Origin of the sequence: Aeromicrobium sp. (genome assembly GCF_023146395.1) — a bacterium.
Taxonomy (GTDB): domain Bacteria; phylum Actinomycetota; class Actinomycetes; order Propionibacteriales; family Nocardioidaceae; genus Aeromicrobium.
Map to the genome: position 1 here is coordinate 86,265 of NZ_JAGLCD010000012.1, position 14,058 is coordinate 100,322.

At 71.0% G+C, this 14,058-nt stretch carries 11 protein-coding genes; all 11 read left to right on the forward strand.

The genetic code is table 11. The features are described 5' to 3' along the window. Positions 1-153: 153 nt before the first annotated feature. The 11 genes from nuoE to KAG51_RS10325 all read left to right on the forward strand — a co-directional run bounded on the left by nuoE (position 154) and on the right by KAG51_RS10325 (position 13,870). Positions 154-981, forward strand: a complete 828-nt coding sequence (gene nuoE, locus KAG51_RS10275; protein ID WP_290583307.1) for an NADH-quinone oxidoreductase subunit NuoE — start codon at positions 154-156, stop codon at positions 979-981. Next, positions 974-2,299: an NADH-quinone oxidoreductase subunit NuoF gene (nuoF, locus tag KAG51_RS10280; protein WP_290583309.1), complete on the forward strand. Its 1,326-nt coding sequence runs from the start codon at positions 974-976 to the stop codon at positions 2,297-2,299. Before nuoE ends, nuoF begins: the two co-directional genes overlap by 8 nt. Positions 2,300-2,438: 139 nt before the next feature. Next, positions 2,439-4,844 (forward strand): NADH-quinone oxidoreductase subunit G, encoded by a 2,406-nt coding sequence (locus tag KAG51_RS10285; RefSeq protein ID WP_290583311.1) that lies wholly within the window; start codon positions 2,439-2,441, stop codon positions 4,842-4,844. Next, positions 4,837-6,063 (forward strand): NADH-quinone oxidoreductase subunit NuoH, encoded by a 1,227-nt coding sequence (nuoH, locus tag KAG51_RS10290; protein ID WP_290583313.1) that lies wholly within the window; start codon positions 4,837-4,839, stop codon positions 6,061-6,063. The genes KAG51_RS10285 and nuoH overlap by 8 nt, the downstream gene beginning before the upstream one ends. Beyond that, positions 6,060-6,620: an NADH-quinone oxidoreductase subunit NuoI gene (nuoI, locus tag KAG51_RS10295; protein ID WP_290583315.1), complete on the forward strand. Its 561-nt coding sequence runs from the start codon at positions 6,060-6,062 to the stop codon at positions 6,618-6,620. The genes nuoH and nuoI overlap by 4 nt, the downstream gene beginning before the upstream one ends. Positions 6,621-6,786: 166 nt before the next feature. Next, positions 6,787-7,683, forward strand: a complete 897-nt coding sequence (locus KAG51_RS10300; protein WP_290583317.1) for an NADH-quinone oxidoreductase subunit J — start codon at positions 6,787-6,789, stop codon at positions 7,681-7,683. A gap of 20 nt (positions 7,684-7,703) precedes the next feature. After that, complete coding sequence (gene nuoK / locus KAG51_RS10305; protein WP_290583517.1) at positions 7,704-7,973, forward strand: NADH-quinone oxidoreductase subunit NuoK; 270 nt, start codon at positions 7,704-7,706, stop codon at positions 7,971-7,973. Beyond that, entirely contained in the window at positions 7,970-9,862 is a 1,893-nt protein-coding gene (gene nuoL / locus KAG51_RS10310) for an NADH-quinone oxidoreductase subunit L (protein ID WP_290583319.1), read from the forward strand. The genes nuoK and nuoL overlap by 4 nt, the downstream gene beginning before the upstream one ends. Continuing rightward, entirely contained in the window at positions 9,859-11,337 is a 1,479-nt protein-coding gene (locus tag KAG51_RS10315) for an NADH-quinone oxidoreductase subunit M (RefSeq protein WP_290583321.1), read from the forward strand. The genes nuoL and KAG51_RS10315 overlap by 4 nt, the downstream gene beginning before the upstream one ends. Then, positions 11,334-12,842 carry an NADH-quinone oxidoreductase subunit NuoN gene (gene nuoN / locus KAG51_RS10320; protein ID WP_290583323.1) on the forward strand — a complete coding sequence of 503 codons (1,509 nt, stop codon included), beginning with the start codon at positions 11,334-11,336 and terminating at the stop codon, positions 12,840-12,842. Before KAG51_RS10315 ends, nuoN begins: the two co-directional genes overlap by 4 nt. Positions 12,843-12,871: 29 nt before the next feature. Further along, positions 12,872-13,870: a polyprenyl synthetase family protein gene (locus tag KAG51_RS10325; protein ID WP_290583325.1), complete on the forward strand. Its 999-nt coding sequence runs from the start codon at positions 12,872-12,874 to the stop codon at positions 13,868-13,870. The last annotated feature ends 188 nt before the right edge of the window (positions 13,871-14,058 follow it).

Here is a 14,058-nt window from a genome sequence, read left to right on the forward strand (position 1 = left end):
GGCTTCGCCGCGCCGTGCTTCGCACGGACCGCTGCCTCGCTTCGCTCGGCCGATGGTGGCGGCCAGTGGTGGCGGCCCGCTGGAAGCGTTGCCGCGCTTCGCGCGGACCACTGCCTCGCTTCGCTCGGCCCTCGGATCCTCCGGGGGTTGCTCATGAGCGTCTTCGATGAGGCGACGGTGGGGGAGCTGCGGGAGCTGATGGGGCGGTACCCGCAGGCGCGGTCGGCGCTGCTGCCGATGCTGCACCTCCTGCAGTCGGTCGAGGGTCACGTGTCCACCGCCGGCATCGAGCTGTGCGCCGAGCTGCTGGACCTGAGCGCAGCGGAGGTGTCAGGTGTTGCGACGTTCTACACGATGTACAAGCGCCGCCCGATGGGCACGCACCACGTGGGGGTCTGTACCAACACGCTGTGCGCCGTGATGGGTGGCGACGCGATCTTCGAGCGGCTCAGCGACCACCTCGGCGTGGGGCACGACGAGACCACGGAGGACGGCCAGGTCACGCTCGAGCGCGTCGAGTGCAACGCCGCGTGCGACTTCGCACCGGTCATGATGGTCAACTGGGAGTTTTTCGACCGCCAGGACCCCGCGAGCGCGGTCGAGCTGGTCGACCGCCTGCGTGACGGCGAGCAGGTGGCCTCGCCACGGGGCGCCGAGATCACCTCCTGGCGCGAGGCCGAGCGGGTGCTCGCCGGCTTCGAGGACGGGCGCGTCGACGAGGGCCCGGCCGCGGGTGACGCCTCGCTCGTCGGCCTCGAGATCGCGAACGAGCGCGGCTGGTCGGCGCCGGTCGCCGACTCCGCCGCGTCCGCGGCACAGGAGTCGAAGGGCGAGGCCGTCGCCGAGGCTGACACCCAGCGAGCCGAGTCGGAGACCGTGGCCGAGGAGTCCGGGGCCGACGTCGAGGGGGGCGCGGGAGATCGGCAGGAAGCCTCCGGCGGGGGTTCCGAGCCGCAGGCGGAAGGGAAGGCCGATGACTGACGTGCTGACACCCGTGCTGAGCGCGGGCTGGGCCGACGACCGGGCCTGGACGCTCGACGCCTACACCCGGCGCGGGGGCTACCGCGCCCTCGCGAAGGCCCTCACGACGACCCCGGCCGAGCTCATCGACCTCGTCAAGGAGTCGGGTCTGCGCGGTCGCGGCGGGGCCGGCTTCCCCACCGGCATGAAGTGGTCGTTCATCCCGAAGGACAACCCCAATCCCACGTACCTCGTGGTCAACGCCGACGAGTCCGAGCCGGGCACCTGCAAGGACATCCCGCTCATGATGGCCAGCCCGCACACGCTCGTGGAAGGCGTCATCATCGCCTCGCGTGCGATCGAGGCCGAGCGGGCCTTCATCTACGTGCGTGGCGAGGTGCTGCACGTCGTGCGCCGCCTCCGGGCGGCCGTGCGCGAGGCGTACGAGGCCGGTCACCTCGGCCGCGACATCGGCGGCTCGGGCATGAACCTCGACGTCGTGGTGCACGCCGGTGCCGGCGCCTACATCTGCGGCGAGGAGACCGCGCTGCTGGACTCGCTCGAGGGGCGGCGCGGTCAGCCGCGTCTGCGGCCCCCGTTCCCCGCCGTCGCGGGCCTGTACGCCTCGCCGACCGTCATCAACAACGTCGAGTCGATCGCCTCGGTGCCGGCCATCGTCGAGCACGGGATCGAGTGGTTCGGCTCGATGGGCACCGAGAAGAGCAAGGGCTTCACGCTCTACTCGCTCTCGGGGCACGTCAAGCGGCCGGGCCAGTACGAGGCGCCGCTCGGCATCACCCTGCGCGAGCTGCTGGAGCTCGGCGGCGGCATGCGCCCCAGTCCTGACGGCACTGACGCGGAGCTGAAGTTCTGGACCCCGGGCGGGTCCTCCACCCCGATCCTCACGGCCGAGCACCTCGACGTGCCGCTCGACTACGAGGGCGTGGGCGCCGCCGGGTCGATGCTCGGCACGAAGGCGCTCCAGGTCTTCGACCAGACCACGTCGGTCGTGCGCTGCGTGCTGCGCTGGACCGAGTTCTACAAGCACGAGTCGTGCGGCAAGTGCACCCCGTGCCGCGAGGGCACGTGGTGGCTCGTGCAGGTGCTGCGCCGCCTCGACTCCGGCCAGGGCCGCGCGGGCGACATCGAGCTGCTGCAGGAGCTGTGCGGCAACATCCTCGGCCGGTCCTTCTGCGCCCTCGGCGACGGCGCCACGAGCCCCATCACCTCGGCGATCCAGTACTTCCGCGACGAGTTCGAGTCCGGCATGCACACCCCGTCGGCCGAGCTCTTCCCGCCGGTCGCGTCGACCCTCTTCGCTACGGAGGCCACGGCATGACCCGCATCACCGCTGGTCGAGCTCGTCCCGAGGGACGAGGGACGAGTATCGAGACCATCCAGCACCTGACCGGGTCTCGACACACCGGCTCAAGCCTCGCCAGTGCTCGGCCAGCGGCAAGCCCGGGGGAGGAGATCCGATGACCATCGAGGCCAACCACGAGACCCAGGCCCCGGTCGAGCTCGTGACGCTCACGATCGACGACGTCAGCGTCAGCGTCCCGAAGGGCACGCTCGTGATCCGCGCGGCCGAGGTCGTCGGCATCGAGATCCCGCGCTTCTGCGACCACCCGCTGCTCGAGCCGGTGGGCGCGTGCCGCCAGTGCCTGGTCGACATCCCGGACGCCGGCAACGGTCGCGGCTTCCCCAAGCCGCAGGCCTCCTGCACGATCGAGGCGGCGCCCGGCATGGTCGTGCGCACCCACCTCACGTCCGACGTCGCCGCCACGGCGCAGCGCGGGAACATGGAGTTCCTGCTCGTCAACCACCCGCTCGACTGCCCGGTCTGCGACAAGGGCGGGGAGTGCCCGCTGCAGAACCAGGCCATGAGCCACGGCCGGGGCGAGTCGCGGTTCCACGAGACCAAGCGCACCTTCGCCAAGCCTGTGCCGGTCTCGGCCCAGGTCCTGCTCGACCGGGAGCGCTGCGTGCTTTGCGCGCGCTGCACGCGGTTCTCCGAGCAGGTCGCCGGCGACCCGTTCATCGCGCTGGTCGAGCGCGGCGCCCAGCAGCAGGTCGGCATCGGCCCGTCGTCCGACGGCGCCGAGGGGGCGCCGTTCCACTCGTACTTCTCGGGCAACACGATCCAGATCTGCCCCGTGGGCGCCCTGACGAGCGCCGACTACCGGTTCCGGTCGCGGCCGTTCGACCTCGTCTCGGTGCCCTCGGTCGCCGAGCACGACGCGTGCGGCGCCGCGATCCGCGTCGACCACCGCCGCGGCGCGGTCATGCGACGTCTGGCCGGGGACGATCCCGAGGTCAACGAGGAGTGGATCAGCGACAAGGACCGCTTCGCGTTCACCTGGAGCCGTCAGGACGATCGCCTGCGGACCCCGCTAGTACGTGACGAGAACGGTGACCTGCAGCCGACGTCGTGGCCCGGGGCGCTCGCGGTGGCCGGTCGTCTGCTCGAGTCGGTCCGTGGGTCCGTCGGCGTGCTGCCGGGTGGGCGCCTGACGCTCGAGGACGCCCACGCCTGGTCGGCCTTCGCCCGTGTCGCGCTCGGCACCAACGACGTCGACTTCCGGTCGCGGGCGACCGGCCCGGAGGAGGCCGACTTCCTGGCGTCCCACGTGGCCGGGTCGGGCCTGGGCGTCACGTACGACCAGCTCGCCCGCGCGCGCCGGGTCGTGCTCGTCGCGCTGGAGCCCGAGGACGAGGCCGCCACGATCTTCCTGCGCCTGCGCAAGGCGGTGCGGGCCGCGAAGACCCAGGTCGTCACGATCGCGAGCCACCTCAGCCGCGGCAGCGAGAAGCTCGGGGCGACCCTGGTGCCCGCCGTGCCGGGCCAGGAGGTCGCCGCCCTGGCCGGGCTCGAGCTCGGTGCCGGTGACGTCGTGCTGGTGGGGGAGCGGGCGGCGCTCGTCCCGGGTCTGCTGTCGGCGCTCGCGACCCTCGGCGCAGGGGTCCGGCTCGCCTGGGTTCCGCGGCGCGCGGGTGACCGAGCCGCCGTCGAGGCCGGCCTCCTGCCGAACCTGCTGCCGGGTGCGCGACCCGTGGCCGTGGCCGAGGCGCGGGCCGACCTCGCGGCGGCCTGGGGCGTGGCGGGAGTCCCGGGGGTCCGCGGACGTGACCTCGCGACGATCGTCGACGACGCCGCCGACCACGCGGTGCTCGGCCTCCTCGTCGGTGGCGTCGAGATCGCCGACCTGCCCGATCCGGCGCGGGCGCGCGCGGCTCTTGCCGCGGCCCCGGTCGTCATCAGCCTCGAGGTGCGGCGCAGCGAGGTCACCGAGCACGCCGACGTCGTCCTCCCGGTGGCTCCGCCGGTCGAGAAGTCCGGCACGTTCGTCACCTGGGAGGGCCGCCGCCGCGGCTTCGCGACGGCCCTGCACGAACCGGGCTCGGTCACCGACACCCGCGTCCTGGCCGGCATCGCCGAGGAGATGGGACGCCCCCTGACCTTCCGCACCCCGGCGGACGCCCTGGTCGACCACGACTCGATCGGTCGCTGGGACGGCGCAGCCGCGGGCGGACCGTCCGCGGCCCCGACCGCGCCGGCCGGGCCCCCCGCGGGGCACGTTGTGATCTCGACCTGGCGTCAGCTCATCGACGACGGGCGTGGCCAGGAGGGGCAGGCGGAGTACTCCGCCACCGCGCGGCCCGCCGTGGCCCGCGCGAGCGCGGCGACCTGGTCGTCGCTCGGCGTGCCCGAGACCGGCACCGTGGTGCTCGGCGGCTCGGCCACGTTCTCGGTCGTGGTCGACGACCTCCCCGACGGCGTCGTCTGGGTGCCGGGCAACAACGGGGTCAACCTGCGGGAGCTCGGCATCGGCCACGGCAGCGTCACGACCGCGACGACGGGGGCGGAGTCGACGCATGAGTGAGATCTTCGGGAACGAGCCGTTCTGGGTCGTCGCGCTGAAGGCGGCGCTGATCTTCGTGATCCTCGTCGTCTACACGCTGTTCAACATCTGGCTCGAGCGCCGGGTCGTGGCGCGCATGCAGCATCGCGTGGGCCCCAACGTCCATGGTCCGTTCGGTCTGCTGCAGAGCCTTGCCGACGGTGTGAAGCTCGCGCTGAAGGAGGACATCGTCGTCAAGGCGGCCGACAAGGTCGTCTACGTCCTCGCGCCGATCCTCGCCACGATCCCGGCCTTCCTGGCCTGGTCGGTCATCCCGTTCGGTCCCGAGGTCACGATCCCGTTCACCGACACGGTCACGCCGCTGCAGCTGACCGACATGCCGGTCGCGGTCCTGTACGTCCTGGCGGTCACCTCGATCGGCGTGTACGGCATCGTGCTCGCCGGCTGGTCGTCCGGCTCGACCTACGCCCTGCTTGGCGGCCTGCGCTCGAGCGCCCAGGTCATCAGCTACGAGGTCGCGATGGGCCTCAGCTTCGTGACGGTGTTCCTCTACGCCGGCACGATGTCGACCTCCGAGATCGTCGCGGCCCAGACCGACCTCTGGTACTTCCTGCCGCTGCTGCCGTCGTTCGTCGTCTACGTCATCTCGATGGTCGGCGAGACCAACCGCGCACCCTTCGACCTGCCGGAGGCCGAGGGCGAGCTCGTCGGCGGCTTCCACACCGAGTACAGCTCGTTGAAGTTCGCCCTGTTCTTCCTGGCGGAGTACATCAACATGGTCACGGTCTCCGCCCTGGCCACGACCCTGTTCCTCGGTGGCTGGCGGGCGCCGTTCGGCATCGCCCAGGTGTGGGAGGGCGCCAACGAGGGCTACTGGCCCGTCCTGTGGTTCCTCGGCAAGACGCTGTTCTTCATCTTCGTGTTCATCTGGCTGCGCGGCACCCTGCCGCGCATGCGCTACGACCAGTTCATGGCGTTCGGCTGGAAGATCCTGATCCCGGTGTCGCTGGGCTGGATCTTCGTCGTGATCGTGCTGCGCAAGCTGCAGAACGAGGGCTCGATCGACGAAGCGGTCGTGAACTGGGCCGGTGTCGTCGCGGCGGTGCTGCTGATCGCGGTCATCGCCCTGCGTCGCGAGAAGCCCGCCCCCGAGCGCCCCGAGCAGGCCACCGGATCAGCCCACGAGGGTTATCCCGTGCCCCTGCCCTTCGACGACTCCGAGAAGGAGGAGGCACGATGAGCATCAAAGGCAACCTGTGGGACCCGGTCGCCGGTTTCGGCGTCACGTTCCGGACGATGTTCAAGAAGGTCGTCACGGAGCAGTACCCCTTCGAGAAGGTGCCCACGGCCCCGCGCTTCCATGGTCGGCACCAGCTGAACCGCTGGCCCGACGGGCTCGAGAAGTGCATCGGCTGCGAGCTGTGCGCCTGGGCGTGCCCGGCCGACGCGATCTACGTCGAGGGCGCGTCGAACGTCGACGTCCTGCCCGACGGGAGCCCCGACGAGTCGGGACGCTTCAGCCCGGGGGAGCGGTACGGCCGCGTCTACCAGATCAACTACCTGCGCTGCATCCTGTGCGGTCTGTGCATCGAGGCGTGCCCGACCCGGGCGCTGACGATGACCAACGAGTACGAGCTGGCCGACGACAGCCGGGAGGCGCTGATCTACGAGAAGTCCGACCTGCTCGCGCCCCTGCTGCCCGGCATGACCGAGCCGCCGCACGCGATGATGATCAGCGACGATCACCAGGACTACTACCGCGGGAAGCAGCTGCCGATCGTGGAGGCGGACGAGTGAGCGGCGGCACCATGATGCCCGCCTCTGGTGGTCGAGTGGGGTCCGAGGAACGAGGACCCCGTGTCGAGACCACGGTGAGGTCCGGTGCCTCGTCAGCCCGCCGGATGAGCGGATCTCGATACGCCTCGCTCGATCAGCGGTTTGCCGGTGTGGCAGGAGTCGTCGAATGACGGCGTTCGGGGTCGTCGCGCCGATCGTCGTGATCGCCGCGCTGGGCCTGCTGTTCGCCCGCAAGGCGGTGCACGCCGCCCTGTCGTTGGCGGTCGTGATGATCGGCCTCGCCGTGCTCTACGCCGCGAACGGGGCACCGTTCCTGTTCGCGGTGCAGATCATCGTCTACACGGGCGCGATCATGATGCTGTTCCTGTTCGTCGTGATGCTCGTGGGTGTGGAGGCCGGGCCCGAGGCGGTCACGGAGCCGCTCCCGGGCCAGCGCGTCGCCGCGGCCCTGGTGGGTCTGGGCTTCGGCGCGATGCTCGTCGTGGGCATCGGCCAGGTCGTCGCGAACGGCTTCTCGATGCCGGTCGCCGCGGTCGAGGACGACAACGTCGAGGGGCTCGCGGCCCTGATGTTCGGGCCCTACGTGCTGGCCTTCCAGTTCACCGCTGCCCTGCTGGTGACCGCGGTGCTCGGGGCCATGGTCCTGGCCCACCAGGAGCGGCTCACCGCCCAGCCGAGCCAGGCCGAGCGCGCGGCGCAGCGCATCCGCGACTTCGGCGCGGAGGGTCGCCACCCCGGCAACGCACCCACCCCGGGTGTCTACGCCCGGCACAACGCGGTCGACGCGCCGGCCTTGCTGCCCGACGGCACTCCCTTGGAGTCCTCGGTGCCCGGCGCGCTCGTGCGCCGCGGGCAGGTCATCCGCCCGCCGATCACGGGGCCGGGTCTCGGTGACGGCACTGGCGGGGGTTCCGGGCCACGGGCGGAGAAGGGATCTGGCGGGGGTTCCGGCGGGGGTTCCGGGCCACGGGCGGAAGACGATACTGAGCCCCGGGCGGAAGACGGTACCGGCGGGGGTTCCGGGCCACGGGCGGAAAAAGGCGCCGAGGAGGAGTCGTCGTGAGCGATCTCCTGACCCTGTCGATGATCCTGTTCACGATCGGCGCCGTCGGCGTGCTCGTGCGCCGCAACGCCCTGATCGTGTTCATGTGCGTCGAGCTGATGCTCAACGCCACCAATCTGGCCTTCGTGGCGTTCGCCCGTGAGCACGGCAATCTCGACGGCCAGCTCGCCGCCTTCCTGGTCATGGTCGTCGCGGCGGCCGAGGTCGTGGTCGGGCTGGCCATCATCATCGCGATCCACCGCTCCCGGGGATCGGTCAGCGTCGACGAGGTCAGGCAGGTTCGCGGATGATGATCTGGCTGCTCGTCGCGTTCCCGGCCCTGGGCGCGGCGCTCCTGCTGACGTCGGGCAGGAGGTCGGACCGGCACGGGCACCTCGTCGCCACGGCGGCCTCGGCGGCGTCCTTCGTGTGGGGCCTGGTGCTGTTCTTCCGGCTGCTGGCGCGGGACTCGGGCGACCGCACGGTCACCGAGTCGTTGTTCACGTGGATCTCCACGGGCCAGGGGCCCGGCAGCTTCCACGTCGAGATGTCGTTGGTGTTCGACCCGCTCGCGGCCCTGTTCGTGCTGCTCATCACCGGGGTCGGCACGCTGATCCACGTCTACTCGATCGGCTACATGGAGCACGACGAGCGGCGCCGCCGCTTCTTCGCGTTCCTCAACCTGTTCATCGCCGCGATGCTGGTGCTGGTCCTGGCCGGCGACTACCTCGTGCTCTTCCTCGGCTGGGAGGGCGTGGGCCTGGCCTCGTACCTGCTGATCGGGTTCTGGCAGCACAAGCCGTCGGCCGCCGCAGCCGCCAAGAAGGCGTTCGTCGTCAACCGCGTCGGCGACATCGGCATGGCGCTCGCGATCATGCTGATGTTCAAGGAGTTCGGCACGACCGAGATCGCCGCGGTCGGTGACTCGGTGGCCGGCACCGCGGCGAGCACGATCACGGTGCTCGGACTGCTGCTGCTCCTCGGTGCGTGCGGCAAGTCGGCCCAGGTGCCGCTGCAGGGCTGGCTGCTCGACGCGATGGAGGGCCCGACCCCGGTCTCGGCCCTGATCCACGCCGCCACGATGGTCACGGCCGGCGTGTACCTGATCGTGCGCAGCAACGCGATCTTCGACGCCTCGGAGACCGCCCGCACCGCGGTCGTGGTCGTGGGCCTCGTGACCCTGATCGCGGGCGCGATCATCGGCTGCGCGAAGGACGACATCAAGAAGGCGCTCGCGGGCTCCACGATGAGCCAGATCGGCTACATGATGCTGGCCGCGGGCCTCGGCCCGGCCGGCTACGCGTTCGCGATCTTCCACCTCGTGACGCACGGCTTCTTCAAGGCCAACATGTTCCTCGGCGCGGGCTCGGTCATGCACGCGATGGACGACGACGTCAACATGCGCCACTACGGCGCGCTGCGCACGGCGCTGCCCGTCACGTTCGCGACCTTCGGCCTGGGCTATCTCGCGATCATCGGCTTCCCCGGGTTCTCGGGCTTCTTCAGCAAGGACAAGATCATCGAGGCGGCACTGGCCCACAACGTCTGGGTCGGCCTCGCGGCCGTCGCGGGCGCGGGCATCACGGCGTTCTACATGACACGACTGGTGACGATGACGTTCGCGGGCCAGAAGCGGTGGCGCGAGGAGGTGCACCCGCACGAGTCGCCCCGGGTCATGACGGTGCCGCTGATCGTGCTGGCGGCCGCCTCGGTCCTGGGCGGGCTCCTGGTGCTAAGTGACTGGATCACCGACTGGCTCGAGCCCGTCGTCGGTCACACCGAGCACCATCACGTCGAGATCCTCGGGGCCGAGTGGCCGCCCATCGCGGTCTCGGTCCTGGTCACAGCCGTCGTCGCGGCGGGTGTCGCGCTCGGGTGGTTCACGTACGGCCGCAAGCCCATCGCGAGCGAGACCCCGGAGCGGGTCTCGGTCCTGACCCGTGCCGCGCGCGCCGACCTCTACGGCGACACGATCAACGAGTGGGTCGCGGTCCGGCCCACCGTGACTCTCGCGCGGGGCGTCGCGTGGTTCGACCAGTTCGGCCTGCACCGCGCGGTCACCGGCTTCGTGACCCTGATCGGGGACGGTGCCGCCGCGATGCGGACCTGGCAGAACGGCTTCGTCCGCAGCTATGCGCTCGGGGTGTTCGTCGGTGCGCTCGTGCTGACCCTCGGCCTGCTGGCGGTGATCTGGCGATGATCACCCTCCTCGCGCTGGTGCCGATCGTCGGTGCCCTCCTCGTCACCCTGCTGCCGCGTGCCTCGCGAGGTCAGCAGCTCCTCGCGCGGCACGTCGCCCTGGGCGCCAGCGGGGTCGCGCTCGTCGTGGCCCTCGTCATCGCGGCCCGGTTCGACGCCGGCGAGGGCGGCTACCAGATGGTGCAGGAACATGCCTGGATCGAGCCGCTGGGGGCCACCTACTCGGTGGGCCTGAACGGCATCGGGCTGGCCCTCGTCCTGCTGACCGTCATCCTGACGCCGGTCGTGCTGCTCGCGGCGTACCGTGACGAGCTGCCCGGCTACCGCAGCGCCAACTCCTACGTCGCCTGGATGCTGGTGCTCGAGGGTCTGGCGATCCTCGTGTTCACCGCGACCGACGCCTTCCTGTTCTACGTCGCCTTCGAGGCCACCCTGGTGCCGATCTACTTCCTGATCGGCAGCTACGGAGGCGAGGGTCGGCAGAAGGCCGCGACGACGTTCCTGCTCTACAACCTGCTCGGCGGGCTGCTGATGCTGGCGGCGATCGTCGGGCTGTACGTCGTCTCGTCGGACGCCGGCGAGGCGAGCTATCGACTCGCCGACCTCGCGAACCTGCCGTTCGCCGAGGACACCGAGAGGCTGCTCTTCCTGGGCTTCATGGCCGCGTTCGCCGTGAAGGCGCCGCTGTGGCCCTTCCACACCTGGCTGCCGGAGGCCGCCGCCTCGGCCACCCCGGCGACGTCGGTGCTGATGGTCAGCGTGATCGACAAGGTCGGCACGTTCGGCATGATCCGGTGGGGTCTGGAGCTGTTCCCCGGGGCGGCCGACTGGGCCTCGCCGACGATCATGGCGCTGGCCGTCGTGAGCATCGTCTACGGAGCGCTCGCGGCGATCGGCTCGACCGACATCCGCCGGCTCGTGGCGTACACGTCGGTCTCGCACTTCGGGTTCATCATCCTGGGCATCTTCGCGTTCACGCAGACCTCGACCTCGGGGTCGGTGCTCTACATGTTCAACCACGGGCTCTCGACCGCGGCGCTGTTCCTCGTGACCGGCATCATGATCAGTCGCCGCGGCTCGGCCGAGATCTCCGCCTTCGGGGGCGTGCAGAAGATCGCCCCCGTGATGGCGGGCGTCCTGCTCATCGCCGGTCTGTCGAGCCTCTCGCTGCCGGGCCTGGCCCCGTTCGTGAGCGAGTTCCTCGTGCTGGCCGGCACGTTCACGGTCAACGTCCCGCTGGCGGTGATCGCGACGCTCGGCATCGTCCTGGCCGCGGTCTACGTCCTGGTGCTGTACCAACGCACCATGACCGGCCCGCTCGTCGAGCAGTCCAGGGTCGTGACCGAGCTGACGACTCGTGAGGTCGTCGTGCTGGCGCCGCTCGTCGTCATCATCATCGGGCTGGGCCTGTTCCCGCAGCCGATGCTCGACCTCGTCAATCCGGCCGTGGCCGTCGTCCTGGGAGGTCTGCCGTGATCCCGGCTCCGGAGCTCGACTACGCCCTGCTGTCACCGCTGCTGATCGTGGCCGCGGCGGCGCTCCTCGGGGTGCTCGTCGAGGCCTTCTGCCCCCGCGGGCCCCGATTCGTCGTCCAGACGGCGCTGGCGACCGCAGCGACCGTCGCGGCCCTGGTCGCGAGCATCGTGGTCTACGCCGGCGGCGACCTGGGCCTGACCGACGAGCCGGGCCGGACGGTCGTGGCCGACGAGGCCGCGGTCATCACCTGGATGATGCTGGCGATCTTCGCGATCCTGGGTGTCGCGCTGTTCGCCGACCGGCGCCTCGACGGCGGCCTGAGCGCGTTCACCGGCCGCGCCGCCGACCGTCCCGGGTCGGACGCGGAGGCCGAGGCGCTGCGCCTGCGCGTGGAGCACACCGAGATCTTCCCGCTCGCGATGTTCGCCCTGCTCGGCATGATGCTGTTCGCGGCGAGCGCCGACCTGCTCACGATGTTCGTGGCACTCGAGGTCCTGAGCCTCCCGCTCTACCTGCTGTGCGGCATCGCCCGGCGGCGTCGCCTGCTCAGCCAGGAGGCCGCGCTCAAGTACTTCGTGCTCGGGGCCTTCAGCTCGGCCTTCTTCCTGTACGGCATCGCGCTCGCCTACGGCTACTCCGGCTCGTTCGCGATCGGGGCCCTCGGCGAGCTGCACGACGACACGGAGCTGCGCGTCGCCGCGGTGGCGCTCATGGCCGTCGGCCTGCTGTTCAAGGTCGGAGCGGTGCCGTTCCACACCTGGACGCCCGACGTGTACGTCGGTGCCCCGACACCCGTCACGGCCTTCATGGCCGCCGGCACGAAGGCCGCCGCCTTCGTCGCGCTGATGCGGGTGCTGTTCGCGTCCACCGAGACCGACTGGCAGCCCATGATCGCCGTCGTCGCCGTCGTCACGATGGTGGTCGGGTCGCTGCTGGCGATCGCCCAGACCGACGTCAAGCGCATGCTGGCCTACTCCTCGGTCGCCCATGCCGGCTTCCTGCTGACCGGCGTGCTCGGGGGCAGTGACGCCGCGTCGGTGCTGTTCTACCTGGCGACGTACGGTCTGGCGTCGATCGGCGCGTTCGCCGTCGTGATGCTGGTGCGCGACGCCGGCGGCGAGGCCACGGCCTCGGCGCGGTGGGCGGGCCTCGGGCGGGAGAACCCCGTGCTGGGCGTGAGCTTCGCGATCTTCATGCTCTCGTTCGCCGGCATCCCGCTGACCGGTGGCTTCGTCGGCAAGCTGTCGGTCTTCATCGAGGCCGGCGGTGCCGGATACGGTCCCGTGGTCGTGGTCGGCGTGCTCGTCAGTGCCGTCGCCGCGTTCTTCTACGTCCGCATGATCACCGTGATGTTCTTCGCCGAACCCGACGGCGTGGCGGTCGCCTCGGGCGCTGTGGTCACCACGGCTGTCGTCGTGCTGGCCGCCGTCGGTACGGTGATCCTCGGCATCGCTCCGGGCCCTGTGCTTGAGTTGGTGCAGCAGACCGGTTCCCTCATCCCCTGAGGAAGCCGCCAGACCGAGCAGGAGGACCTGTGCAGACCTCGTCGTCGGCCCTGCCCGTCGCGGTCGCCGACCCCGCGCTGGAGGCGCGGATCGTCGCGGGCGTGTCGGAGATCGAGCGACAGCTGGCCGAGGCCGCGCACAGCGACGAGCCGTTCGTCGCCGAGGCGGCGACCCACCTGCTGCGCGCCGGGGGCAAGCGCTTCCGACCGCTCCTGGTCACGCTCGCGGCCGAGTTCGGTGACCCGGCGGCGCCCGGTGTCGTCCCCTCGGCGGTCGTGGTCGAGCTGACCCACCTGGCCACGCTGTACCACGACGACGTCATGGACGAGGCCGACAAGCGGCGCGGTGCCGTGAGCGCCAACGCCCGCTGGGACAACACCCTCGCGATCCTGGTCGGCGACTTCCTGTTCGCGCAGGCCTCCGAGATCGTGGCCTCGCTCGGGCCCGAGGCCGTGCGCATCCAGGCCCGCACGTTCTCCCGCCTGGTGCACGGCCAGATCCGCGAGACGATCGGCCCCGGCGACGGCGACCCGCTCGCGCACTACCTCGGGGTCGTCGCCGACAAGACCGGCTCGCTGATCGCCACGGCCGCGCGGTTCGGCGCCATGATGGCGGCCGCTCCGGTCGAGGTCGAGCGGGCGCTGACCGAGTTCGGCGAGCGCATCGGCGCGGCGTTCCAGCTGCGCGACGACATCATCGACATCGCGAGCGAGACGGGGGAGTCGGGCAAGACCCCCGGCACCGACCTGCGGGAGGGCGTCCCGACGTTGCCGGTGCTGCTCGCCCTGGCCTCGACCGACCCGGCCGATGCGCGGCTCCAGGAGCTGCTGTCCAAGCCGCTCGTCGACGACGCCGAGCACGCCGAGGCGCTCGCGGCCCTGCGTCGCCACCCGGCGATGGACGAGGCTCGCGCCCACGTGCAGGCCGAGGCCGACGCGGCCCGCGCGCTGCTGCACACGCTTCCCGACATCCCGGCCCGGGCGACGCTCGAGCAGCTCTGCGACGCCGTCGCGACCCGCCTGGGCTGAAACTGCGCGCCTCGGCTCAGCGATGAGTTGAGGACAAGCGGCCACGGACCGAGCGCGGTCGCCGGGGCGGTGAGTCAGCAACCGTTCCCGCGGGCTGAAGGGTGCTCGGTGACCGCTGCTCGAAGGTGGGGGTGAGTAGGCAACCTCATCCGACAGGGAGAAGGTTGCTGGCTCACCGCCCACCCGGG